Origin of the sequence: Streptomyces yaizuensis (assembly GCF_034961445.1) — a bacterium.
Classification (GTDB): domain Bacteria; phylum Actinomycetota; class Actinomycetes; order Streptomycetales; family Streptomycetaceae; genus Streptomyces; species Streptomyces yaizuensis.
Window position 1 is genome coordinate 206,142 of record NZ_BSBI01000009.1, and the last position, 23,692, is coordinate 229,833.

The window sequence follows — 23,692 nt, forward strand, 5'->3', positions numbered from 1 at the left end:
GCCGGCCCTGGTCGCCGGCCCTGGTCGCCGGGCCGGCGGTGCCACCGGATTCCCCTCGCTTCGCTGTGCAGTCAGCTACGTGCGGGGACGGGTCGTGGTTCAGCGTGTGCGGCGGGTGGGGGCGTGTTGTCCGGAAGTCGCCGTCGGATGTCCGCGTCAGCCCAGGGTCGCGTATGCCTTCAGTACGCCGCGCAGCGCGCGGAGCGCATAGTAGGTGCGGGACTTGACGGTGCCCGGGGGGATGTCGAGGGCCTCGGCGGCCTCGTTGACGGACAGTCCCCGGAAGTAGACCTCGCGGAGCACGGCCCGGTGGTCCGCGGAGAGCCGGGCCAGCGCGGCGCGCACATCGAGGGCCTGGATGGACGGCTCGATGGGGTCCTCCGCGGTGATCGGGGTGTTCTCCACGCAGTGGACGGCCTCGCGGGCGCGGGAGAGGCGGGCGCGGCGGGCGTCGATGGCGAGGCGGCGGGCGACGGTGAAGAGCCAGGGCCGCATCGAATCGTGCCGGGTGTGCAGGGCTTCCGGGTGGCGCCAGGCGCGGATCATCGTCTCCTGGAGCAGGTCCTCGGCGCGCTGGGTGTCGCCGTAGGTGAGTCCCAGCAGGAAGCCGAACACGGCCCGGCCGTGCTCACGTTGGAGCTGGGCCAGTTCTTCCTCGGTGGCGCGGGTGCTGCGGGGGGTCGGTCGGGCCTGTCCCGGGGCCGGTGCGGTCACGGCTGCGCTCCTCGTCTGGCTGGCTGTGTGGCTGGCTGACTGTGTGGCTTGCTGTGTGACGGTTCAGTTGCGGGGTGCGGTCAGCCTGCGGCCGTGGCGGGGCGGCGGATATCCGCCGGGTGGCGGAGTTGACAGAGCCCGTCGGTCGGCGGACGAGTGGTACGGGGTGACCGTTCGGCGCAGCGACGAGTGGTCGAACGGTCCGGGGTGAACCCGCGCCCCCGGCCGTACGTGTCACAACCGCAGCGATCACCACGCGCCCCTCGCCACACCGGCCCGCCGCCGCGCGGGAGATGCGCCCACGCCGCGTCACCGCTGCTGGAACGGGGTCCTCCGCGCGGCCGGGTATCCGAACGCCTGCCGCGTCGCCCGCGCTTCGCCGAGCGGCCGAGCGGTCGGGGCGGCGGGGGGGGTACGAGCACCGGAGCGCGGGTGGAGCGCGGCGGCGGGGGCGCTTTCCGCGGGCGGCGGGCCGGGGGGCGCTCCTTGCGTACGGCTCCGTTGAGGCCCCGTTCCCGGTCACGACCTCAGAAGTCGACTGCCGTCACACGAGCGGTCAACTGTCGTTCGGAAGGTGTCCGCACCTTGATGTTTCTTCTGCCGGAACGGAGCTTTCCCACAGTTGGACCGCCCACGTGTGTGCGTCTGCCAGATGCGGCGGCTGAAGCCCTGCGTACGCGTCCGGCTGAATGAGCAGGGTGGGGTTCCCGCGGGCAGTGCGTTCGGCGGCCCAGGTGTGGTCGAGGGCGGTGAAGTCGTCGTCGATCCAGGCGACGGGGTCTCCGCCGAGCCACGGAGAGACATGGTCGCGTTTCCAGAGATATCCGTTGGGGTGGCTGGTGGTGATCTGAGGGCGGGGGAGGTCGAGGCAGGGGAACTCCGGCAATCCGAGGAGCGGTCCGATGATGGTGGTGGCGTCCTTGCGCCAGCTGGTGCACCACACCGGGGCGACGAGGCCGCTGCCCAGCAGGCCGGCGAGCAGGGGGCCGTGTGCGGGGTTGAGCCAGATGGTGACGGAGTCGCCGGGGTTGCGGCCGGTGGGCAGGACGGTGTGGCGGATGTGGGTGGGCGGGGTGCTCCCGTCGGCCGTCGGGAACGGGATGAGGACGCCGTCGATGTCCAGCAGCAGGCGGGGCAGGGGCATCGGTACCTCCGTCGGTCAGCGTTTACGGGCGGTGATCAGGAGGGTGGTGGGCCATGGGTCGAGGCGCGGGTGCCGCAGTTCCAGGGCGGAGGTGATGCGCAGGCCGGTCCGGTGGAGATGAGTGGCCCACCGGCGGGAGTCGAACTCCCAGCGGGCGATGGGCAGCCGGGTGCGGTCGGGCATGATGACGTAGTCCTCGCGCGGACGGTCGTCAGCGGATGGATGTCTTCCTGCCCGTGCCGGGTGCGGGACCGAGAAGGCCAGGACACCGTCTGGCCTCAAGCGGCGGAAAATCGCGGCGAGGAGGAGTTCGGGGGTGACGAGGCCGACGGCACCGAAGACGGAGTAGATCGCGTCGAAGGTCCGGCCGGTGGCCTGGAGGTGGTGCAGCGCGTGGCCGACGGCGAAAGTGGCGCGGTCGATGTGTCCGTAGTGGGAGCGGGCACGGAGTATCTGGAGTCCGATCAGGTCCACGCCGGTGACGCGGGACCGGTGGTGCTCGGCGAGGTGGGCGGCGTTGTGGCCGGGGCCGCAGCCCAGTTCCAGTATGTGTTTGCGGTGCAGGTCCGGGCCGAGGATCTCGGCGCCGGGACCGAGGCCCGGGTGGGTGCTCCATTCCATCCGGGCCGGTGCGGCGAGGGCGTGGGCGGGGGCGGCGGCCATCCGCTGGGCGGCGTGGGCGTACCAGGGGGAGACCTGGGCGAGCACCTAGACCTCCAGGAGCTGGACCACATCGTCGAGGTGGCGGCGGACGACGGGGATGTACGCGGGGTCCTTGGCCGGGTCGTCGATCCAGCGGATGGCCTGCTCCATGAACCACTCCACGGCCCACATCCGGTGCCAGCCCAGGGCCCACGCCTCGGCGGCCAGGCCACCTCGGGCGGTGAGGGCGTCCTGGTGGCCGCCTGCCGTGACGTACTGCTCCAGGAGGACCCGCAGTCGTGCGGGGCTCGGTGCGTCGGTGGTGCCGTGGTAGGAGGCGAGGTCGATCAGGCCGGGCCCGGTGAAGGCACGGGCGAAGTCGAGGAGGTGCCAGCCGTTCTCCCCGATGTGGACGCTGGTGGGGTGGAATTCGGAGTGGACCCAGCCGAACGGGTCGAGCACCGTCCCCTGGGCGCGGTCCCTGGCCGCCGCGGAAATCTTTCCCAAGCTGGTCTCGATGTCGTCGCAGTCCGTCCAGCGGCCGGCCTGCCGCAGCCGCCGGAGGTGTTCAAGGGCTCGGTCGGGAAGGGCCGTGAGGCCCGCACGGTCGAGGAGGGGCAGGCCGTCTGCCGGGCGGGCGGCGTGCAGCATCACAGCGGCGGCGACACCGTCGAGGTCGTCGGCATCCCGCAGAGGGGTGCCGAGGTCGTCCATGAGCATCCCGAGCCACTTGTCCCGCATGGTGGTGGCGTGCAGTTCGGGGACAGGCAGCCCGCGCTGGTGCGCCAGCCGCAGGGCCCGGGCCTCGCGGTCGAAGGGCTCCTTGGCGTACTTGAAGACGGCGGTCTCCCCGTCGGGGAAGGTGACGCGTTCGACACCGGACATGCCCCAGACGCGGATCTCGGCACGTTCGGGGAGGGGCTTGCCGACAAGGCGGCACAGGTCGTCCAGCAGGGCGGCGGTCGGGCTCTGGTCCACGGGGGTCTCCACGAGATGGTGGGCTCCGGGGCGGACGAGCGGGTCAGCCGCCCCGGAACCGTAGTGGGGTTGGGTCACTCGGCCGCGGTGACGCGGTGGGCGTGGACCTGCTCGATCCAGCCCGCCTTGAACTCGGCCAGGTCGTCCCGGAAGTTCGCCATCGAGGCACCGTAGGGTGCGACGACCCCGCCGGACTGGTCCGGCACGGACTGGCAGCCGTGCACGAGCCGGCCGCCGAGGGCGGCGTGGGCCTTGATGGACTCGATCCGGCGGTGCTCGTTGAACCAGCTGCCGTGGTAGACCTCGTCCAGCATCCCGCCTGTCTCGTCGTCCAGGTCGAAGACGACGGAGGTGGCCGCGGGGAAGAACCAGCATGGGCCCACGTTGGAGATGTGCCCGTCCAGCTCGACCTTGTTGAGCGCCATCAGTGTGGCGGCCTCGCGCAGCATGCGCAGATGCCCGGCGGTGATCAGCGGGAGCCCGAGCGATTCGAGGTGCTCCTCGCGGAAGAGGTACGAGTAGACCTTGTACGCCGTCGTCAGCACGCGGGCGGCATCCGACGTCGACTCGCCGTGGTTCTTGATGAAGTCGAGCGCGAGCTGCTCGACCGCGCTCTCTGTCGTCTCGTCCACATCCAGGAGCTGGGACTTGACCAGCTCCCAGTCGGCGACGAGCCAGGTGCTGGACTCGAAGCGGAAGAAGTACTCGGCCGGCTCGATGGTGATGCGCAGGCCGTCCACCTGGATGCCGGGCAGACGGCTCCAGCGCGGGTCGAAGGCGTCGGGCAGTTCGACCGTGATGGCCGTGGTGTCGACGGTGGTCATCGATTCTCCGTCTCTGATCGGCCGGGCCGGGGCACAGGAATGCCCGAGCCCGGTGGGGCGTACGGAATGGGGGCTGCCCCGCCCGAAAGTGGGGCCGCTGTCGATAAGTGAACCGTCCGCTACACAGAGTGGGTACGGTGTGTCCGATGCCAAGCGGTATACGCGGTTTACAGCTCCGAAGCGGAGGAGATCGTGTCGGCGCCGACCCACCCCAACTCCCGCCTGCGCGAGACAATCCACGCCGCCGGCTGCACCTACGAGGCACTCGCCAAGGACGTGCGCCGCATCGCCGCCGAGAACGGCGACCTGCTCCAGACCAACAAGTCGGCCGTCTCCCACTGGGCGAACGGCACCCGCGCGCCGTCCGGGCAGGCGGGCCAGTACCTCGCCGAGGCCCTGTCCCGCCGCCTCGACCGCGTCGTCACCCAGACCGAGATCGGTCTCCGCACGTCAGAGGTGGACTCCCCGCCGGACCCGAACCCGGTCACCACGGCCACGGACCTCGGCCGCGCGGACGTCGAACGCCGCCGCTACCTCGCCATCGCCGCCTTCACCACAACCGGCGTGGCCATGCCGCTTCTGCACGACCAAGAGGCCACCTCCCGCATGCTCCGTGCCCGCACCGCCGATTCACTCGTCGGTGGTGCGGACATTGATGTCGTACGGCAGATCACGGCGGCCTTCAGCGCCGCTGACGAACGCCTCGGCGGTGGGCACGGTCTTACCACGGTCGCCGCTTACCTTGCCGACACGGCGGCCCCCATGCTCCGGGGACGATTCCTCTCCGAACTCCTACGGCAGGCCGCCTTCGGCGCGGTTGCCGAGCTCGCCTATCTCGCCGGCTGGAAACACCACGACCTCGGACACGAAGGTGCCGCCCAGCGCTACTACCAGGTCGGCTACCAGCTCGCGTGCGAGGCCGACCCCCGCGGCCACGCTGCCTGGATGATGCGCGCCCTCGCCCATCAGGCCCTCAGCCTCAAGCAGCCCCACCACTGCGTCGACCTCGTCGAAGGCGCTCTCACACGCAGCCTCGGCCACGTCGACGGCCGGACCGAAGCCCTCCTCCACATCACCCATGCCCGCGCCTATGCGGCGGTCGGCGAGAGCCCCTCAGCCGCCCGCGCCCTCCTCGCCGCCGAAGACGCCCTCCTCCGGGACAGCGGCCCCCAGCCCAGCTACTCCCACGTCAGTGGACCCGCCGCCGGAACCGTGGCCAGCCACACCGCCCGGACCCTGACCGACCTCGCCGACCACATCGGCACCGAACAACAGCACCGGGACGCCCTCACCCGCTGGGACCCGCAGAAGTACCAGCGCGTCCACGCCCTCACCCACGCCGACCTCGGCGACAGCCTCGCCGCCCAGGCCCGCGCCGATGAGGCGGTCGCCGCCTGGACCCAAGCCCTGGTCCTCATGGAAGGCATGACCTCGGACCGCACCCGCAAGGCGATGACCTCGATCCGCTCCACCCTGGCCGTGTACCAGCGCCGCCGTGTCCCAGGCGCCGCTGATCTCGCCCGCCGCGTCCGCGAAGCACTGGCCTAACATGCCCGAACGACCCGCCCGACGAAGGGAACCTCGTGGCCCGGCAGACCGACGACCGCTCCCCAGCCCTCAAACCGGCGCTCGAATCAATGACCCTGCTGGTCGCGGCCGTCATCGTCCACGACAAGGCCACCAACCGCGTCGTACTCCTCCAACGCGGCCAGAACGCCAAGTTCGCCCAGGGCCTGTGGGACCTACCCGTCGGCAAGAGCGAGCCTGGAGAGCCGATCACGGAAACGGCGGTCCGCGAGCTCTACGAGGAGACCGGCCTGAAAGTGAAGCCGGAAGCCCTCAAAGTCGCCCACGTTATCCATAGTGCCTGGGGCGTCGAAGCCCCGGGCGGCTTCCTCACCGTCGTCTTCGCCGCCCACGAATGGACGGGCGAACCCGAGAACCGGGAACCCCGCAAACACTCCCAGGTCCGATGGGTCGACGCCGACTCCGTCCCTGAGGCATTCGTTGCAACAACGCGCGACGCGCTCATGAACCACCTGTCGCAAGGAGCTTCCATTTCCGTGCACGGTTGGTCTTCGCCCCGCCCACCATACGCATGAAGCGACCTAAGCCGGTCACGCAGATAGGAAGCTCGACGAGCTGACGACACTGACCCCACCCCGGACCGCGACCCATCGTGGCCAGGACGGACATCGGCCCCACAGACGTTGGACGCGTGACTCCCCCGGGCCCTTGCTGACGCCCTGGGCAGCCTGTCCCGCAGCCATACTCCGGAAGTCGGGGTGGCCGACTTCGCTGTGCCCTCCTGAGCCCATGAGGCGTATCCAGACAACGGATCAGAACAGCGCAGCGAAGAAACCAATCATTCTTCCGTGTCCTCCAGTGGGATCGACGCGTCGAAGACGTCGACAACGAACTCCGAAGTACCGCTGCCCTCGAAGTCGACATCACTGCTGCTGTGGAGCAGTGTATGAACTCTGACCCAACGCCCCTCGGCACTTGCGGCTCGCGCCACGTCGAGGGCACCACGAACGGGCCCAAGACGGGCGAGCGGCTGCTGGCTCGTCCAAGTCTTCAGAAGCTGCGCCTTTGCGGGAAGTGCCCACGTGCGCGGCTCAGCGCTCAGTGGTACGGAGACCTCGTCGCTGCGCAGTTGGACCACCCAGGTGATTCCACCGGCACGGCGGAGCTCGTTCGACATACGGATACCGAGCCCGATCATGTAGGCACTATCAAGGTACTCTTCAAGCTCGTCATCAAGTCGCCTAAAGTAGACGGCCTCACGGACTATGTCGATCGGCCCGTATCCGGTGAAGGAGCCGGGCTCCGGCTTACATTTATTCTTGAGGTACTGCTGTGCAGCCATTCGCACCGGGTTCGGAAGGCGGTCGAGCACGGCCTGCAACACTGTGTCATCCCGATCGGCCAGGAAGTTGTTGAGGCCTCCGACGAGCTCCTCGGCCAGGTGGAGATCGCCTGCTCCCAGCGCAGTGACCGCCTCCAACCGATCGGGGTCGTCCTTGACAAGGGCGAATACCCTGCTCCGCCCTGGGCTCGTGTGTGCAATGAACGAATAAATCATTGTCAGCCTCACTGGATGTCTTGGAAGCGGAAATAGAACGCGCCGACATGTCAACACCGCCATAAGCAAATGGAATCCCACCCTGCACATCGACGTGTCGACCGAGCTACGTGCTCGTTCGCATGGCCTGCCGGGTGATTGCTGTCAGACCCGGCACTTGAGCCCGGGTCTGCATAACGGCGACAAGGTATCAAGGCGCTGCTGTGAAAGCAACAGTGAACAAGCACAGGTGAGTCGACTAGCGGATCAAGCTCACCGCCGCAGAGCGACGGTCCTCGCCACCGGTATCCCGCTCACGTGCCGGCCGGCGGGCAGCGGTTCCTGAAGGGGGCGCTGGCCCGCGGGGAGCCAGGCAGTGACCTGCCGGTCAGCCACGGCGTGCCTCGGTTCCGCACCGTGTCGTCCTCTCACCCGCGTGTCCGTGCGCCGTCTCTGAGCGGCATAGCGCTGGCAGCAGGCCCGCCTGGGACGTCAGCCAGCAGTCAGCGCCGCTTTCTGCAGGGCGAGATACGCCTTGTCTTCCATGCGGGTGAGCTTCTGGGGCGCTCCTCGGTGTCTGGTAACGGGTTGGCGATCCGTCCGTGGCCGTGGAGCAGGTAGGGCGCTTCGTCGGGGTGACTGCGGATTCTGGCCTGCCTCCAAGCCACGTCGAAGTCGATCTGCTCAGGATGGGATCGCATGATGCGGTAGGCATGCCAGCTAGTGAGCGGGGCCAGGAAGATGCGCGTCCACGTCAGTTTGGCCACGGCTGTCCTTGTCCGTCAGAAGAATCCGGCGACTCTGGCTTCTCAGCGATCCGTAACGGGAGCCGAGCTGCCAGCTCCTTCTCGCCGTAGTCCGTGAAGAGGGAATGAAGAGTGTGGAGCAGATCGTCGGCGTCGCCGGTCGTAAGACCTTCGACGAAGGTGTGTAGGAGTTGGGCGGTGACCACCCACTTCGAGGAGGGGTGCCATTGCTGGATCTCCCGCACCACCCGGTCCAGGTCCAGGTCGGTCGGCAGGTCCCCGATGCGTGCGGAGTGTTCGAGCATCAGATAGATACGGGCAGCTGCCGGGTCCCGCAGAACCTCGTCGTACAGGAAGTTGATTCGTGCGAGGGTCTGCTTCCGCGCCAAGGCATCGAGCTCGATCTCATGGCGTATCTGGGCCAGGCGATGGGCGGCATGCCGGGTCTGCTCGTCAACAGTGAGGCTGACCTGGGCCCAGGTCACCTCGGCGGTATCGGTGCGCAGGGGCATCTTGCGTGCGAGTACACCGTTGATGTCCTGTTCGGTGGCCGCAGGGCGCAGCACACTGCATCCTGCCGCCACACCTTCAACCAGAGCCCGTACCAGCCCGCATGCCTCTACGGCGCTGGCCCGGGTAGCCGTGACAGTGGAGGGTCTGCGCCATTCGACGCGAAAGTGCGCGGTAAATCCCATGCCGGGCTCCGCGCCCGCGACGACGTCATGGAATTCCTGCACCCAGCCCGGGCTCGGGTCGCCGCTCCCACGCCGAGAGCGACGCCGTGCGAACATGCTCATCGCGCTGCTGCCTGGCCATCTGCCGCGGCGCCCCGGCGGTACTGCGCGACGGCGAGACCTCGGTCGTGGTCAAGGAGGTCAGCCAGTTCGTGGCGGAGCCGCACGCGCTCTGGGTCGGCGTCGGGTGCGGGGACGGGCTGCCAGCGGTAGAGCAGGTCCCTCAGGCGGTGGCGGGGGTGGGTTCCTCCAGCCCGGCCCGGGACGTCAACCGCGCCCCGCAGGATCTCAAAGATCGTCTGCCTCCGGTCGGGGTACAGCCAGGCTGTGTCCATCCACAGGCTCAGGGCTTCCGCGGTCTTCTCGTCTTCAGCTTCGGGATCGAGCAGAGTCCTCCACCCCTTGGCCAGATCGGCCACGGTCGGTTCGGTCTCGGCATCTTCCTTGAGACTGGGAAGGAGCACGGGCACGCGGGGCTCCTCGACGGTGGTGAGGGTGGCCAGCGCGTTGAAGGCATGGCGGCCCGCCTGGATACGCTTGGGGTCCTTCGCGCACCAGGTGATGACTTCGTCGAAGAGGGTCTGCCGTACAGCAGGGTCGGACCAGAGGTTGCGCACCGCAGAGTGCAGCGCGGTCCGGACTTCCTTGTGGGGCGAGGCCGCAGCGTGGCTCAGCCGGCGCAGCGCCTTGCCGGTGTGCAGTCGGCCGAACTCGCCGGCGCAGACGTCGACCGTGAGTTTTTGGAGTGCCAGACTTCCCTCGCGGCGGCCCTTAGACCAGCGCAGCAGTGCCTCGTGGATGAAGCGTCCCAAGGTCGGGTGGAGGGCGGCAGCAGAGACGAGCGACACGGCGGCGGGCCACAAAGCGTCGTCCTTGCACCATGCCTGGGCGATTTCTTCCAGGGGCTCACTCTTCTGATGGCGTTCCGCCCAGCGGACGGCGAACGCCCCGACTCGGTTGGCCAGCAGCAGCCGGTCGTCCGTGGTGAACGTCTCCAGGAACTGCGTGGTTCTGGCTACCGGGGCCGCGGCCATCCAGGTGAGGAAGGGCTTGCGAGCCATGGGCCGGTCGGTCCAGAAGTAGCTCAGCACGGCGTCGTCCCAGCCAGGTTTGGGAAACTGGATGACGTCTTCGTCGCTCAGCTCAGCATGGATGACCTCAATCATCTCGATCACGCCAGGGCCCTGCTGGCCCTTGAGTGACAGGTCCCCCTCCTCCAAGGCGGCGCACAGCTCCGATGTCTTGGCGTAGATGTGGGCAACCGGGGCATTGCTGAACAGCGCAGCAACCAGCAGAAAGTTGCGGTGGAAACTGGTGCGATCGGGGTCGCTGTGCCAACTGCGCAGGTCCTTGCGCCAGTCACGGCGCGCCGCCACCACACTCATGACACGCCGGGTGAACTCGTTCTGGTCCGGATCAGTGGACGTGACGAGGTCTTTGCCGCAGTCGGCATTGAGGATGAGAGTGACGATCTGGAGCACCTCGGAAGGGCCCTGTTCCTTGAGGAGATCACCGATCTCCGGACGTTCGAGCCACAGGGCGGCGTCAAGCTCAGGAGCTTCAGCCGCCAGCCATGCGGCGGCGACCTCCTTGGGGTCGGGGCGCCCAAGGGTAGGGATCACGTTCGGGGGAGCTCCGTGCTTGATCCTTTCCCACTGCTCTGGGGTAGTGAGAACCACGAGCCGAGATGACCGCTTCTCCAGGCTGTACTGGATCTTCGTCAGCGTGGCACCGAAGTCGGCCGCGATCTCGAACCTGTCGCCGTCCTGGCCATCTTCCTTGCCCTCATCACTGGGCAGTTCGAGCAGGTACCCGCAGTTCTGGTCGAGCGGCAGCTTACGCACGGGGAACCGGTTGGTTCCGCCGAAGCTCAAGGGGCCCACCCGCGCACCGGTGCGTAACCGCAGGTCGGCGAGGAGCGCATGGGCAGTGAACGCCTGCCCGGCTCCCGGCTTGCGCAAGAGCACCAGGACCGCGCCAGGTCGCTCCTCAAAATCCCGATAGGTCTCCGCATAGCCCTGCGGCTGTGCGAACACGGCTCGCACGGTATCCAGGTAACTGTCCGGCAGTTCGGAGTGCACGAGCATCTCTCCGAGGATGGCGGTGAGTTTCACACCGGTCATCTCGCCGAAGTTGAACAAGGCCTCTTGCCGCAGGTTCGCTACCGCACGGGCCAGGGCCAAGACGTCACGTACCCGGGGATCGTCCTCATCCATAGCGGCGGTGCCGGTATCACCGGCCTCATGCGCGGGCACCTGCGGGCCGGCTTCCCCAGTCGCATCGCCGGTGTACCCGCTCCCGCTGTCGAACGGAGCGGGCGCGGACGGTGTCCCCGCGCCCCCGCCCGGCGGGTCAAGATCGAACCGCCGCCCAAAGTCTGCGGCTTCCTTGTCCAAACCAGAGAGCCCATCCGCCTGCGGGGCGCTGCCCGCATCGTCGGGTAGGGCACCAGGACGCGGTTGCCTTCCTGGCTGAACAGGAATACTCGGACCCAAGTCACCAGTGCGGTGATCATCCGCGGGCATGGGTAGATTCATGCACGTCCTCCCCTGATTTTCTGTATGCCTTCTGTGCCGCCGGGCCGCTCCATGCGCCCCGGCCGATCTATTCGATGAGGTTGATTTCGGCCGCGGTCACACTGGCCCCGCGGTGGAGCACTTCGGCCTTCTGCTCAACCTCCACCGCCGCGTCACGCCCAATCGTCTGTACCTTCAGGGCATGCGCACTGCCGTGCACTTGGCCCAGGTTCTGCACGATTCGGGTGCCGCTGCGCGCCCGGTCCTCGCCCTCGAAGGTGATACGCCGGCCGTAGATCTCCTCCAGAAGTCCCCGCAGCTGGCCGAGGTTGCGGCGCAGCCGTTCGTCTTCCGGCCTGACCAGGTCCTGGTGATCGCCGTATACACCAAGTACCTCCCAAAGGGACTCCAGTTGTTCCAGGCGCTCTGGGGTCAGGGCGTCGCCGTCGGCCTCCGCCGACCCTGGGTCGCCGACCACGACAGCGGGCACGGTCTCCGGCTGGGAGGCGTTCCCGCGCCGACGGTCAAGGAGGGTTTCCGCACGCCGATAGAGAAAACCGAACGCCTGCGTGAGAGCGGATGCCGCCAGCACCGGAAAGGTAAACACGTCACTCATCTGGTCCCCACCTCTTGAGATCTCCGCAGTTCACACCCCGGCACGGATCCGGCCGGAGTTTCACAGTGTCACCCTTACGGTTTGAATCATCAGGAAATCTCCGAGCCGTGACCGGATACGACCTCTTGACATGATGAATCAAGCCAATGGATATGCGACTGGTTTCAACGCTCCCCGGGCCACTGAACTGCCGATTGCCGCTCCCGGAATCCCCCTGTGCCAGCCCGTACCGCATTCCTCACCTTGCGCACCGGACTGAAACGGCAACCCTGGAATCCTCCGTACCGCGGCGAAGCGACTGGAAACCGGTGGCCGCACGGATGGTGGAAGTATCCGGAAACCCTGTTACGCCGGTCGATCTGTGGGTCCGCTCACCGGATCTCATGGGTCAGGTACACCTGAACCACCTCATGGCCGACCCAGCTGCCCGCGTTACGCGCCTCCACGCGGACCGTAACCAGGGACCCCTGCTCGACTTCTCGACTTCCGTCGGGGCATGGACCGCCCCGTACTCCCAGGTGAGGTAACCCAACCCGCTGCCGAACCAGTAGGCGGGTGCCGGTGAGGAGCCAGGCCCGGTGCCCGATGTGGGCGGGCCCGCGCTTCTCACCATGCATGCGTGACCGTGTCAAACAAGGCAAGGACTACAAGAGGCCGTAACCTTCCGCGCGATGGGTCACGCCGCCTGTGGAATTCTCGCTGATCTTGCGCGTGCGCAGGGCGGGCGCAAGATCAGAGAGAATGCACAGAGTGCGAGAGGAACCTGCAGCGCCCCGCCGCGCAGGGCGCGACATTGTGGGAATCCGCCAACCCGGATGAGGCTGAGTGAGAGTCCGTCAACTGTGCTGCGACGGGACAGCGGTGCACCGCCACCTCAGAGAAGAGAAGGTGATCTTGGTGCCAACGAGACATCCTAAGTGCCAACTAAAAATCCTCGTCACACCGGGATCAGCGGCGGACCCGGGGCATCCCCAGGCCGATCCAGGAGATGATCTCCCGCTGGATCTCGTTGTTCCCGCCGCCGAAGGTGAAGATCACAGCGGAGCGGTAGCCGCGTTCCAGTTCGCCGTGGAGCACCGCGCCGGCGGAGCCCTCCTTCAGGGGGCCCGCGGCGGCGGTGATCTCCAGGAGCCAGGCGTAGGCGTCCCGGCGGGCCTCGGAGCCGTACACCTTGACGGCCGAGGCGTCCTGGGGGGTCAGTGTGCCCTCCTGGACGGAGTTGACCATCTGCCAGTTGAGGAGCTTCATCGCGTCGAGACGGGCGTGGGTGCGGGCGAGGCGGCCGCGGACCCAGGGGAGGTCGGCGACGCGGCGGCCGTCGGTGAGGCGGGTGGCCGCGGCCCAGTCGCGGACGTCGCTCAGGGCGCGGATGGCGACGGTGCCGTGGGCGGCGAGGGTGACCCGTTCGTGGTTGAGCTGGTCGGTGATCAGGCGCCAGCCCTTGTTCTCTTCGCCGACCCGCCGGGAGGCGGGGACCCTGATGTTCTCGTAGTAGCTCGCGGTGGTGTCGTGCGACGCGAGGGTGCTGATCAGGGTGCAGGAGTAGCCGGGGTCGGAGGTGGGCACCAGGAGCATCGTGATGCCCCGGTGCGGCGGGGCGTCCGGGTCGGTGCGCACGGCGAGCCAGACCCAGTCGGCGGTGTCCCCGTTGGTGGTCCAGATCTTCTGTCCGTCGACGGTGTAGTGGCCGGTTTCGGTGTCCCCCTCGCGCACCGCGCGGGTGGTGAGCGACGCCAGGTCGGTGCCGGCGCCGGGCTCGCTGTAGCCGATGGCGAAGTCGATCTCGCCGGAGAGGATGCGCGGCAGGAAGTACGCCTTCTGCTCCTCCGTTCCGTGCCGCATCAGCGTGGGGCCGACGGTGTTGAGGGCCATCAGCGGCAGCGGTACGCCGGCCTGGGCCGCCTCGTCGAAGAAGATGAACTGTTCCAGGGGTGTCAGGCCGCGGCCGCCGTACTCGACGGGCCAGCCGACGCCGAGCCAGCCGTCGGCGCCGAGGCGGCGCAGCGTGGCCCGGTAGAAGCGTTTCTGTTCGGCGGTGTCGGTGTGGCGGGCGTAGGCGTTGTCCGGCACCAGGCCGGCGAAGTAGGCGCGCAGTTCGGCGCGTAACCGCTGCTGTTCAGGCGTGTAGGCGAGATGCACGGCCCCTCCAGAGTCCGGTGGTCGGCCCCGGCTCGGTCCCCGGCGCGGCGGACACGGTAGAACGTGTTGCAGTAAACCGGAAGTGGGGCGGGCCCCCCGGGAGGCCGGGGAGCGGCGTCGGCGAGGATGGACCCCCGTCCGGTGGGGCGGGAGGAACGAGCCGAGGGGACAGCCGATGGGCCGTGTCGCGTCCGATTCCGTACTGCTGCGTACCGAGGGCAGGGCCGCCCGTATCACGCTCGACCGGCCCGCGGCTCTCAACGCCCTCACCCGTCCCATGGTCCGTGCCATGGACGCCGCGCTGGCGGCGTGGGAGGGGGATCCGGCGGTCGGGGTCGTGGTGGTCGCGGGCGCGGGCGAGCGGGGGCTGTGCGCGGGCGGGGACATCCGGGCGTTCCACGCGGACGCCGTCTCCGGCGGGCGCGGCACGCTCGGCTTCTGGCGGGACGAGTACCGGCTCAATGCCCGGATCGCCCGCTTCCGCAAGCCGTACGTGGCCCTCATGGACGGCATCGTGATGGGCGGCGGGGTGGGGATCTCGGCGCACGGCGGTGTCCGGGTGGTCACCGAGCGGTCCGCCGTGGCGATGCCGGAGACCGGTATCGGCTTCGTCCCGGATGTCGGCGGTACGTATCTGCTGGCCCGTGCCCCCGGCGAGCTGGGCACCCATCTGGCGCTCACGGGGCTGCCGGTGGGCGCCGCCGACGCGGTGCTCTGCGGGCTCGCCGACCACTACGTGCCCTCGGCGCGGCTGGCCGGTTTCGCGGCGGCGCTCGCGGACGGCGGGGTGGCGGACGTGGTGGCGCGGTACGCGGAGCCCGCGCCCGCCGGGGAACTCGCGGCCCACCGGGGGTGGATCGACCACTGTTACGCGGGCGGCTCGGTGGAGGGGATCGTGGAGCGGCTGCTCGCCCACGGCGATCCGGCGGCGAAGGAGGCGGCGCGGACGATCCTCACCCGGTCGCCCACCGCGCTGAAGGTCACCCTGGCGGCGGTGCGGCGGGCGCGGGAGCTGGGCACGCTGGAGCAGGTGCTGGAGCAGGAGTACCGGGTGTCGTGCGCCGCGTTCGCCGGGCCCGATCTGGTGGAGGGGATCCGGGCCCGGGTCATCGACAAGGACGGGGCGCCGCGCTGGTCGCCCGCGGCGCTGGCGGAGGTGTCGGACGCGGACGTCGCCCGCTTCTTCGCCCGGCGGGACGGGAACAGTGCGGCGGGCGGGGCCCTGTTCGGCCGGTGACGCGCGGGCTCCCGCGGACCGGTCGCACAAGCCGGCGGGTGGTCAGCCCGTGGGGCGCAGGAGCAGCAGCGCCGTGTCGTCGCCGCGCCGGTCGCGGACCTCCGGCGGTCCGAGGAGCAGATCGGCGAGTTCCTCCAGGGAGGCGTCCGGCGCGGCCCCGGCGAGCCGCCGGGCGAGGGCCGCGAGCGCGTCGTCGATGTCGGTGCCCGGCGTCTCGATCAGCCCGTCCGTGTAGAGCGCGAGGACGGCTCCGGGTGGCAGCGGCAGCCAGGTGGTGGGGTAGACGGACCGGGCGTCGACGCCGAGCAGCGGCCCGCCGGTCAGCTCCAGCACCCGTACCGTGCCGTCGGGTGCGCGGAGCAGCGGTTGCGGATGCCCGGCGCGGGCGATGTGCGCGGTGTGGGCGGGCAGGTCGATCCGCAGGTGGACGCAGGACGCCAGCAGGTCGGCCTCCAGGTCGATGAGGAGCCGGTTGGTGGACTCCATGACCTGCCCGGGCGGCTGGCCCACGGCGGTGTAGGCGCGTACGGCGGTACGGACCTGGCCCATGAGCGCGGCGGCGGTGACGTTGTGGCCCTGGACGTCGCCGATGACGGCGGCGGCACTGCGGCCGCCGGTGCGGGCCAGGTCGTAGAAGTCGCCGCCGATGTCCATGCCCTGGGTGCCCGCCAGATAGCGGGCGGCTGCCTCCAGGCCGTCGATCCGCGGCAGCGTCCGCGGCAGCAGCGCGGACTGGAGTCCGTGGGCGAGGCGGTGCTTGGTGTCGTACAGCCGGGCCCGTTCCAGGGCCTGCGCGATGAGCCCGCCGAGGCTGGTGAGCACGGAGCGCTCGTCGGTGGTGAAGTGGTGTTCGCGGTCGAAGCCGAGGACGCAGGTGCCGACGGGCCGGCCGGAGGCGATCAGCGGGAGGTACGCCCACGCGGACATGCCGTCGGGGGTGGCGAACCGCTCCGGGTAGACGCGTTCCAGTTCGGCCCGGGACTCGAAGAACGACGGCACCCCGGCGACGAGGGCCTGGGCGCCGGGCAGGGGCGCGCTCAGCGGGAAGCCGTCGAACCGTTCCACGGTGTGGGGGTCGGCGTAGCCGCGGTGGCCGAGGACCCTCAGCCGGCCGTTCTCGGAGCCGAGGAGGACCAGGGCGCTGCCGCCGAGCGAGGGCATGATCTCGTCGGCGACCAGGTCGACCACGTCGGAGACGCCGACGGCCTCGGTCAGCGCGATGGCCAGGTTGGCGATGTGGGCGATGGTGACGAGCCGGGCGGGGTGGCGTTCGGCGGGCGCGGCTTCCCCGGTGCCGCCGACGGCGGCCTCGGCGCGGGTGATCTGGACGGTGAGGCCGTCGTGGCCGGGGTGCAGCCGGAAGTCGAGCCAGTCGCGGGGCGGGCGCAGTGCCGTGAAGGAGGACGTCCGCTGGCTGAGGAGGGCGGCTCGGTAGCGGTCCTCGTACACGGGGTCGTTGAGCCACGGCAGCGCGGTCCACAGGGTGCGGCCGGTGAGACGGGCGGGGTCGGTGCCGAGGAGGTCCCCGGCGGCGGGGTTGGCGCAGGTGACCTGGCCGTTGACGTCGAGGGCGCAGACGCCGTACGGGAGCCGGGCGAGGGTCCGCAGCACTTCGGCCGGGTCGCCGCCGCAGTCGGGCACCGGTGTGGTGCCGACGAAGTCGGGTTCGGCCGCCAGGAGCGGTGCGCCGTCGCGGGCGGCGTCGGCGAGCCGCAGGGCCAGCCGGTCGCAGGCCGCGGTGAGGAGGTTGTGTTCGGCCGGGGACAGCGTCGGCGGGTGGGACGCGGGCCAGGTGACGTAGGCCGCGCCGTAGACCTGCTCGCCGACGGCGACGGGGAGGGCGGCGAACCGGTAGCGGTACGGGAGGGCGACGGCGATCCGGGGGTAGCGGTGGGCCATCTCCTCCTCGTCGGGGACCCAGACGAGCCGCAGCCGGCGGACGGCGTCGGCGACGGGCAGCGGGGAGGCGAGGGAGATCCGTTCCCAGGGCGTGGAGAAGGCGCGGGGCAGGCCGGCCTTGACGGCCATCTCCAGGACCTGGGCGCGGCGGTCCCGTTCGGGGCCCGGGGTGAGGAGGTAGAGGGCGCCGGAGTGGGCGTGGACGTCGGTCATCATGCCGGCCAGCGCGAGCGCCAGCACCGGCCGCACCGCCTCGGCTCCCCCGCCCGTCGCTCCCCCGGCGGCGGCTTGCGGCCCGCCCATCCCGCGATCACCTCCTCACCAGGGTTCACCCCCAGGCTGCCGGGTGCGGCGGCTTCTCGCACGGCGAGCGCGGGGGCGGGGCGGGGGTGCGGCACGGCGCGAGGGCCCGTACGAGGGCGGGCGCGGAGGCCCGTACGGGGGCGGGGGCGGAGGGCCGATGGACGGCGGGGGCCCGGGACTGTACGAGCACGGGGGCCGGGGTCCGTACGACGACGGGCGCCTGATTCGCGTACGGAGACGGGGCGGCGGGCCGTACGAGCACGGGCGCCGGGGCGGCGGGCACCGGCCCGGACACCGGCGGCATCGTCGTCGTCGGCATCGGTACCGACGGCGTCGTCGCCGGGATCAGGATCTCGGCGGAGCGGGTCACTCCGGACACGGTGACGGTGAGCGTCACCGTCCCCGGCCGCAGCGCGGTGAGCCGTCCCGTCACGGGGTCGAAGGACGCGGTGTGCCGGGGCCGGGCGGCGGCCGGGCGGCCCAGGTGGAGCCCGCGCGACCCGGTCCAGTCGACGCTGACCGGGTGGGCCGCCGGCACCTCCCGCGTCCCCTGGAGCACGGTGGCGCGGACCGTCGCGGACCGGCCGGGTGCCAGCGCCGGGGGCGCGTCGAGGGTGAGGCCGTCGGTGTGCGCGGTGGTGCGTACGGAGAGCCAGTCCGGGCCGCCGCGCCAGGGGCGCTGCCGGGCGGCGGCCCGCTCGGCCGGGCCGACCTCGTCCACGCCCACCAGCGACCAGCCGGTGAAGCCGCCCTGGTCCGCGGGGCCCGCCGGGGTCTTCCCCGTGTTGCCGTTGATCAGGTACGGCACGCCGTCGACCCGTTCGGCGTGGAAGACCCCCGCATGGGCGCCGATGAAGGCCGCCCCCTTGCCGGTGGTCCTGCGGAAGCCGGACAGCCACTCCTCCAGCAGCGCCGCCTCCTTGCGGTCGCCGAGCCGGCTGCCCTGCTGCGGGGTCGGATCGCGCGGCGGTACGTGCTGCACCACCAGCACCGAGCCGATGCCCGGGTCGGCGGCCGCCGCGTCCAGGCGCTCGCGCAGGGCGGCGATCTGGGCGATGCCGCCGCCGCGCAGGGTCAGCCGGGAGGTGTCCAGGGTGATGATCCGTGTCCCCCGGTGGTCGAAGGACCGGTGCGCGGGCCCGAACTCGGCGGTGAAGTCGTCGATCCGGCCGCCCATGACCTCGTGGTTGCCGGGGACGTAGGTCCAGGGCAGCGCCGTCCCCAGCTCCTCGGTGAGCACCCGGCGGGCGAAGGCGAGGTCGGCCGGGCCGCCCTCGTCCACGAGATCGCCGTTCACGAGCAGGAAGTCGGGGCGGGCGGCCCGGATCTCGCGCAGGGTGCGGCGCGTCTGGCGCACGATCGCGCTGTCGGGGTCGCGGGCGACGAACTGGGCGTCGGACATCACCGCGAACCGCCAGTCCCGGCGGGCGGTCGCGGCCGCCGTCGCGATCAGCGGATCGGCGGTCCGGGGCGGCGGGGGCAGCTCCACGGGGGGCGGCACCTGCGCCACCAGGTCGTCGATGACGACGCGTCCGGTGTACTGGCGGGCCGCGGCGGTCTCGGTGAGGTAGAACCGGTGCACCGCGAACGGCGCCGGGGCCGCCGCCGGCACGGTGAACTCCACCTGCCGCCACCCCGTCCAGGTGACGTACGGCCCCCGCAGCAGCTGGTCGGATCCGGCCGCGTCCTTGAGGTGCAGGGTCGGCCACGCGCCCCGGCCGTCGCCGTGGATCCAGAGGGTGAACGACCGCGGAGTGCCGGGCACGGCGAGCCGCCTGGGCGGATTCGCGTAGGCGGCGCGGGTGGCGGTCGAACGAGTGAAGTCGTACGTCAGTTCCAGGCCGGTGCCGTCGTGTCCGGCGGGGGTCGCGGCGACGGAGCCGTCCGCGCGCGCCTGGGTGAACGTCCAGGACCCGGCGTCCGCGAAGTCGGTGACGGGCTGCCGGGCGAGGCCGGTGGCGACGGCGAGGGAGGTGGTCGTGCCCCCGACCGTCAGGGTGACGCGGCCCGCGCCGCCGGGGGTTCTGGCGGTGACGGCGAAGGAGCCCGCGCCGTCGTCGCGGACGTCGAAGAGGTCCGGGTCGTGGTCGACGCGCACATCGGCGGGTTCGACGGGGGCGCTGTTGCCGTGGGCGTCGAAGCCGACGACGCCGAACGTCTCCGTGGCGCCCGTTCCCGCCAGGCCGATCCGGCGGGTCGTGGGGGCGATACGGGCGAGGTCGTCGAGGACGGTCAGCGCGATACGGCCCCGGGCGCGGTCCCGTGCGGCGGTGACGACGGCCGTACCGCCGTGCCGGGCGCGGAAGACGCCGCCGGCGTCCACCCGGCCCACCCAGGGGCGCAGGGAGCGCCAGCGCGGGGCACCGGCGGCCGGTCCCCAGGTCTCGTCGTACCCGGCGGCGGCCAGGCGGCGGGTGAGCCCCGGGAAGACGCGTTCCGGACGGCCGCCCCGGACCGGGTCGGCGGTGGGCGCGGCGAGCGCGGGGGTGCGGGTGGTGACCCAGTAGCCGTGGAGCCTGCCGCTGCCGGCGGGCGCGGTGAGCGCGAGGCCGTTGGGGACCGTGCGTTCGCTGCCGTCGGAGGGGCTGTTCTCCACCCGCAGGGCCGCGCTGCCGGGTGCCCGCGCGAGCAGGGTGGAGGAGCCGCCGCCGTCCAGGTTGAGGGCGTTGTACGCGCCGGCGTCCCGCATCATCACGCCCAGCTCGGTGAGGGTGACACCGCCGCTGTCCGCCTGCCGTCCGTCGACGGTGAGGATCCGCATGGCGCCGCCGTCGCGGGAGAAGCCGACGGCGGTACGCGGGGCGGCGGTGTTGTTGCCCTGCCCGTCGTGGTTCTGCGGTACGCCGTCGACGACGAGGAGTTCCCGCCCGCCGACGGCCGTGCGGGGCACCGGTCCGCCGTCGGTGCGCGGCCGGTACTCCCACGACACCGGGTCGCCGGGGCGCAGCGCGGCGAGCCGGGCGGCCCCGGCCTCCCTGCCGACGAGGACGGTGGTGCCGGGTTCGACGGGCGCGGCGCCGGGGCGGCCGGTCACGGAGACGACGGCCCCGTCGCGGACGACCGCTTCGGCGACCGGGGCCGTCGGGGCCGCCGCGTCGACCGTCAGGGCCCGGTCGGCACTGCCCCAGGCGGGGGTGTAGGCGCCGATGCCCCCGGCGGGCACGTTGGCGGCGTTGTAGGCGGTGAGGGGGTACGGGCCGGAGGGCAGGGTCAGCGTGCCGTCGAAGTACAGCCGCAGCACGCGCCCGGCGCCGTCGGGGCCGATGCCGACGGCCCGGTGGGCGCCGTCGGCGGGCGAGTGGGTGACCTCGCCGTCCCTGATGCCGGGGCCCTGGGGGGCGCCGGTCTGGGCGATGTCGAAGAAGTCCCCGTTGAGCGCGGCGACGGTGCGGCGGCCCGGCCCGGGGTCGTGCCGGGCGGCGAGCGCGGAGACGGTTTCGCGGGCGGCGACCCGGCCCGGGAAGAGGTAGTCGGCGCGGACGCCGCTGCCGCCGAGGTCGACGGCGAGGGTGTCGACCCGCAGCCAGCTGCCGGATTCCAGCCGGTCGTACGAGGTGAGACGGACCCCGGGGGCGACGGGGCGGGAGCTGCGGGCGGTCTCGATGCCGTCGCCGTCCACGATGCCCCGGGGCGCGGCGGACTCGGCGTCAGGGCCAGGGCTGTCCCGCAGGGGGGCCGACGGCGGCGGGGGCGCGACGGGGCGCAGCACTTCGGACGGGTGGGCGGGCCGGGGGTCGGAATCGGTGCCGGAAGGGTCGGAGGAGGCGCTGGAGGTGTCGGAGGAGGCGCTGGAGGTGTCGGAGGTGCCAGCGGGGTCGGAGGCACTGGAGGCACTGGAAGCACCGGGCGGGCCGGACGGGCCGGCGTCCGCGGCGGCCGGGGGGACCAGCCCCAGGAGCAGCGCGCAGAGGGTGGCGGTCAGCAGGGTCGCGGTACGGGGGCCGCGAAGGGGTGTGGGGTGCGTCGGGCGGTTGCTGCGCACGGATTCTCCCGTTCTCCCGGTCACGAGCGGTGGACGCCTGACACGTGCGGAGTGGGAGCGGACGCCCGCTCACCGCCGTCAGCATCCCGGGCGGCGGCCCGGACACGCCAGAGGCGGGGAGCCCGGACACGCGGGAGGCCGGCGGGACACCGCCGTTCCGGAGTCCGGGCATCAGGATGATTCGGGAAGGTCGGGAGATTTCAGGAGGATCAGTCGGTGCCGAGGCCGTCGATCAGGCGGTGGAGGAAGCGGGCGAAGGTGGCCTCGGGAGTGACGGGCGGCCGGGCGCGGAGAGCGCTTCGGCGAGTTCGGGGTGGTGGCCGTCCGCCGCGACGGCGGCGAGGCAGCGGGCTTTGGCCCCGCCCGGCCCGGCCCACGGGACGCGCGGCCGCCGCCTGCGCGATCTCACACCCGGCACGCCCGGCCACGAACGCGGTGAGCCGGGCGCACCTCTCCATCCTCGCCGCGCCGTCCAGTCCGGTGGGCCGCAGGACGGCGAGCGCGTGCTCCAGGAAGGCCAGGGTAAGGCCAGGGTGCGGGGCCCGGTCTCCGCGCTGCTGAGCCTCGCCACGGACACCGGCCACGCCGACGTGTTCACCCGCCTGCGGGACGTGGACCCGCAGGGCCGCTCCACCAACGTCTTGCGACGGTCCTGGCCGACCGGGAACGACCGGCCGGACGCCGTCGCGGATCACCGTTGCGATGAGCGCCACCGCCTGTGTCCCGGTACGCGTCACCCTCCACGCGGACTCGGCGCCGATACTCCCGTGCGATCCCGGACCCACGGCGAACGGCTGACGGGCCCGGCCGGGCCGCAGGGCATGTCCTGTGCCCGCGCGTCACTTCCTCGGCGTACGCGCACGGGCGCCGCTGCGGGTGCGGCCCGGCGCGACCGGGCGTTCCGGATGGCGGCGCAGGTACTCCTCCTCCAGCTCGGCCATCCGGGTGGTGTGCGCGGCGAGGGCGGCCGGGGAACCGTGCAGCAGCGTGTCGTGCCGGCTGCGGTGGATGTTCTCCAGCTCCTTGATCAGATCGTGCTCGCCGAGCCCGGCGGCGTCCACACCCCGGTGCTGGTCCTCGGGCTCCGTCATGGCGGCCGTCCTCCTTCCGTGCCGGCGCCCCCGCTGCCCCGGTGGCCACCCGCGCTGTCCGCACCTTCCGGCCCCGCCGGGCGCGGCGCAACCCGGGGCCGAAGCGCCGGGGCCCGTGGGGTGAGTCGCGTGGAGCCGGAACCGGGGGCAGGATGGGGAACCGGATCCCGGCCGGTTTCCCCGCGCGGCCGGCGCCGTCCGGCCGGGCCATGGTGCCGCGTACCCCCCAGGACTTGAGTGCGATGAACGAGCAGACCGACCCGGCCGCGCTGCCGGGGATGACATCGAGCACCGAGATGGCCGGCGCACCGTGCTGGGTCAGCCTGATGGCCCGGGACCTCGGCGCGTCGCAGGACTTCTACGGGGCGGTGCTGGGGTGGGACTTCCGCCCCGGCGATCTGGGCGAGGGCTTCAGTGTGGCGCTCCTGGACGGGTCCCCGGTGGCGGGGATCGGCGCGCTGGCGCGCACACTCCAGGTGGCGGTGGCGTGGACGCCGTACTTCGCCATCCCCGACGCGGACGTGGCGGCCGCCCGGATCCGGGAGCGCAGCGGGACGGTCGCGGTGGGTCCGCTCGCGTTCTCCCTGGGGCGGGGCGCCCTGGCGGCGGACCGGGACGGCGCGGTCTTCGGGATCTGGGAGGGTGCGCTGATCCCCGACTGGCAGTCGGGTCACCGGGACGCGCCCGCGTGGCTGCTGCTGCGGACCCGCAACGCCTTCGACGCCGCGATCTTCTACGGCGAGGTCCTGGACTGGGCCAGCGGGCGCCTCGGCTCCTGCGACGTGGAGTACGAGAACGACGAGGTGGTGCTCGTCAGCCACGGCCATGTGCTCGCACGGCTCTCCTCGGGGGCGCGGGGGGCCGCGCCCGACCCGATGGAACGGCCCCGCTGGGACGTCCACTTCCCGGTGGACGACCTCCATACGACCGTCCGGACGGCCGAGGACCGGGGCGGCACGGTGCTCGGGCGGCGCACGACGGCCGACGGCCGGGACGAGGCCGCCGTCAGCGACCCCGACGGCGCCCTCTTCACCCTGATCAGCCGCTGAACGCCCCTTCCGCG

The 23,692-nt window shown here is 71.5% G+C and carries 17 protein-coding genes and 1 pseudogene; 4 read left to right on the plus strand and 14 right to left on the minus strand.

Going from position 1 to position 23,692, the window contains the following annotated elements:
- Window positions 1-156: 156 nt before the first annotated feature.
- The 5 genes from SYYSPA8_RS22035 to SYYSPA8_RS22055 all read right to left on the minus strand — a co-directional run bounded on the left by SYYSPA8_RS22035 (window position 157) and on the right by SYYSPA8_RS22055 (window position 4,302).
- Complete coding sequence (locus SYYSPA8_RS22035) at window positions 157-714, minus strand: sigma-70 family RNA polymerase sigma factor (RefSeq protein WP_323448982.1); 558 nt, start codon at window positions 712-714, stop codon at window positions 157-159.
- Window positions 715-1,270: 556 nt separating this feature from the next.
- Window positions 1,271-1,858, minus strand: a complete 588-nt coding sequence (locus SYYSPA8_RS22040; protein WP_323448983.1) for an HAD domain-containing protein — start codon at window positions 1,856-1,858, stop codon at window positions 1,271-1,273.
- A 15-nt stretch (window positions 1,859-1,873) separates the two neighbouring features.
- The gene (locus SYYSPA8_RS22045; RefSeq protein ID WP_323448984.1) at window positions 1,874-2,566 is read right to left on the minus strand and encodes a class I SAM-dependent methyltransferase; all 693 of its coding nucleotides are present in this window, start codon (window positions 2,564-2,566) and stop codon (window positions 1,874-1,876) included.
- The gene (locus SYYSPA8_RS22050) at window positions 2,567-3,478 is read right to left on the minus strand and encodes a BUD32 family EKC/KEOPS complex subunit (RefSeq protein WP_323448985.1); all 912 of its coding nucleotides are present in this window, start codon (window positions 3,476-3,478) and stop codon (window positions 2,567-2,569) included.
- Between the two features lie 74 nt (window positions 3,479-3,552).
- Entirely contained in the window at window positions 3,553-4,302 is a 750-nt protein-coding gene (locus tag SYYSPA8_RS22055; protein ID WP_323448986.1) for a hypothetical protein, read from the minus strand.
- Window positions 4,303-4,494: 192 nt separating this feature from the next.
- Here SYYSPA8_RS22055 and SYYSPA8_RS22060 point away from each other — a divergent pair, with 192 nt between their 5' ends.
- Together SYYSPA8_RS22060 and SYYSPA8_RS22065 are read left to right on the plus strand one after the other, a co-directional pair.
- The gene (locus SYYSPA8_RS22060; protein WP_323448987.1) at window positions 4,495-5,850 is read left to right on the plus strand and encodes a tetratricopeptide repeat protein; all 1,356 of its coding nucleotides are present in this window, start codon (window positions 4,495-4,497) and stop codon (window positions 5,848-5,850) included.
- A gap of 35 nt (window positions 5,851-5,885) precedes the next feature.
- On the plus strand, window positions 5,886-6,404 hold the full coding sequence (locus SYYSPA8_RS22065; protein ID WP_323448988.1) for an NUDIX domain-containing protein: 519 nt from the start codon (window positions 5,886-5,888) through the stop codon (window positions 6,402-6,404).
- Between the two features lie 263 nt (window positions 6,405-6,667).
- Here SYYSPA8_RS22065 and SYYSPA8_RS22070 read toward each other — a convergent pair whose 3' ends face one another.
- The 5 genes from SYYSPA8_RS22070 to SYYSPA8_RS22090 form a co-directional block, all read right to left on the minus strand.
- Entirely contained in the window at window positions 6,668-7,387 is a 720-nt protein-coding gene (locus SYYSPA8_RS22070) for a hypothetical protein (RefSeq protein WP_323448989.1), read from the minus strand.
- A 733-nt stretch (window positions 7,388-8,120) separates the two neighbouring features.
- On the minus strand, window positions 8,121-8,849 hold the full coding sequence (locus SYYSPA8_RS22075; protein WP_323448990.1) for a hypothetical protein: 729 nt from the start codon (window positions 8,847-8,849) through the stop codon (window positions 8,121-8,123).
- Between the two features lie 56 nt (window positions 8,850-8,905).
- Window positions 8,906-11,242: a hypothetical protein gene (locus SYYSPA8_RS22080; protein ID WP_323448991.1), complete on the minus strand. Its 2,337-nt coding sequence runs from the start codon at window positions 11,240-11,242 to the stop codon at window positions 8,906-8,908.
- 208 nt (window positions 11,243-11,450) lie between these two features.
- Window positions 11,451-11,978, minus strand: a complete 528-nt coding sequence (locus SYYSPA8_RS22085) for a hypothetical protein (RefSeq protein WP_323448992.1) — start codon at window positions 11,976-11,978, stop codon at window positions 11,451-11,453.
- Between the two features lie 948 nt (window positions 11,979-12,926).
- Window positions 12,927-14,117: an acyl-CoA dehydrogenase family protein gene (locus SYYSPA8_RS22090; protein ID WP_323448993.1), complete on the minus strand. Its 1,191-nt coding sequence runs from the start codon at window positions 14,115-14,117 to the stop codon at window positions 12,927-12,929.
- A gap of 175 nt (window positions 14,118-14,292) precedes the next feature.
- Here SYYSPA8_RS22090 and SYYSPA8_RS22095 point away from each other — a divergent pair, with 175 nt between their 5' ends.
- Window positions 14,293-15,354, plus strand: a complete 1,062-nt coding sequence (locus SYYSPA8_RS22095) for an enoyl-CoA hydratase/isomerase family protein (RefSeq protein WP_323448994.1) — start codon at window positions 14,293-14,295, stop codon at window positions 15,352-15,354.
- A gap of 42 nt (window positions 15,355-15,396) precedes the next feature.
- On the opposite strand, the gene SYYSPA8_RS22100 is transcribed toward SYYSPA8_RS22095, so the two are convergent.
- The 4 genes and pseudogenes from SYYSPA8_RS22100 to SYYSPA8_RS22115 all read right to left on the minus strand — a co-directional run bounded on the left by SYYSPA8_RS22100 (window position 15,397) and on the right by SYYSPA8_RS22115 (window position 22,629).
- The gene (locus SYYSPA8_RS22100; RefSeq protein WP_323448995.1) at window positions 15,397-17,556 is read right to left on the minus strand and encodes a PP2C family protein-serine/threonine phosphatase; all 2,160 of its coding nucleotides are present in this window, start codon (window positions 17,554-17,556) and stop codon (window positions 15,397-15,399) included.
- Window positions 17,557-17,581: 25 nt separating this feature from the next.
- A complete protein-coding gene (locus tag SYYSPA8_RS22105; protein WP_407706054.1) occupies window positions 17,582-21,538 on the minus strand; it encodes a phosphodiester glycosidase family protein in 3,957 nt (1,318 codons plus the stop codon).
- A 209-nt stretch (window positions 21,539-21,747) separates the two neighbouring features.
- A pseudogene (locus SYYSPA8_RS22110) lies at window positions 21,748-22,083 on the minus strand (TetR/AcrR family transcriptional regulator C-terminal domain-containing protein); the annotation flags it as partial.
- 294 nt (window positions 22,084-22,377) lie between these two features.
- Window positions 22,378-22,629: a DUF6158 family protein gene (locus SYYSPA8_RS22115; RefSeq protein WP_323448996.1), complete on the minus strand. Its 252-nt coding sequence runs from the start codon at window positions 22,627-22,629 to the stop codon at window positions 22,378-22,380.
- 242 nt (window positions 22,630-22,871) lie between these two features.
- Between SYYSPA8_RS22115 and SYYSPA8_RS22120 the strand changes: the two genes are divergently transcribed.
- Window positions 22,872-23,678 carry a VOC family protein gene (locus tag SYYSPA8_RS22120; protein WP_323448997.1) on the plus strand — a complete coding sequence of 269 codons (807 nt, stop codon included), beginning with the start codon at window positions 22,872-22,874 and terminating at the stop codon, window positions 23,676-23,678.
- The last annotated feature ends 14 nt before the right edge of the window (window positions 23,679-23,692 follow it).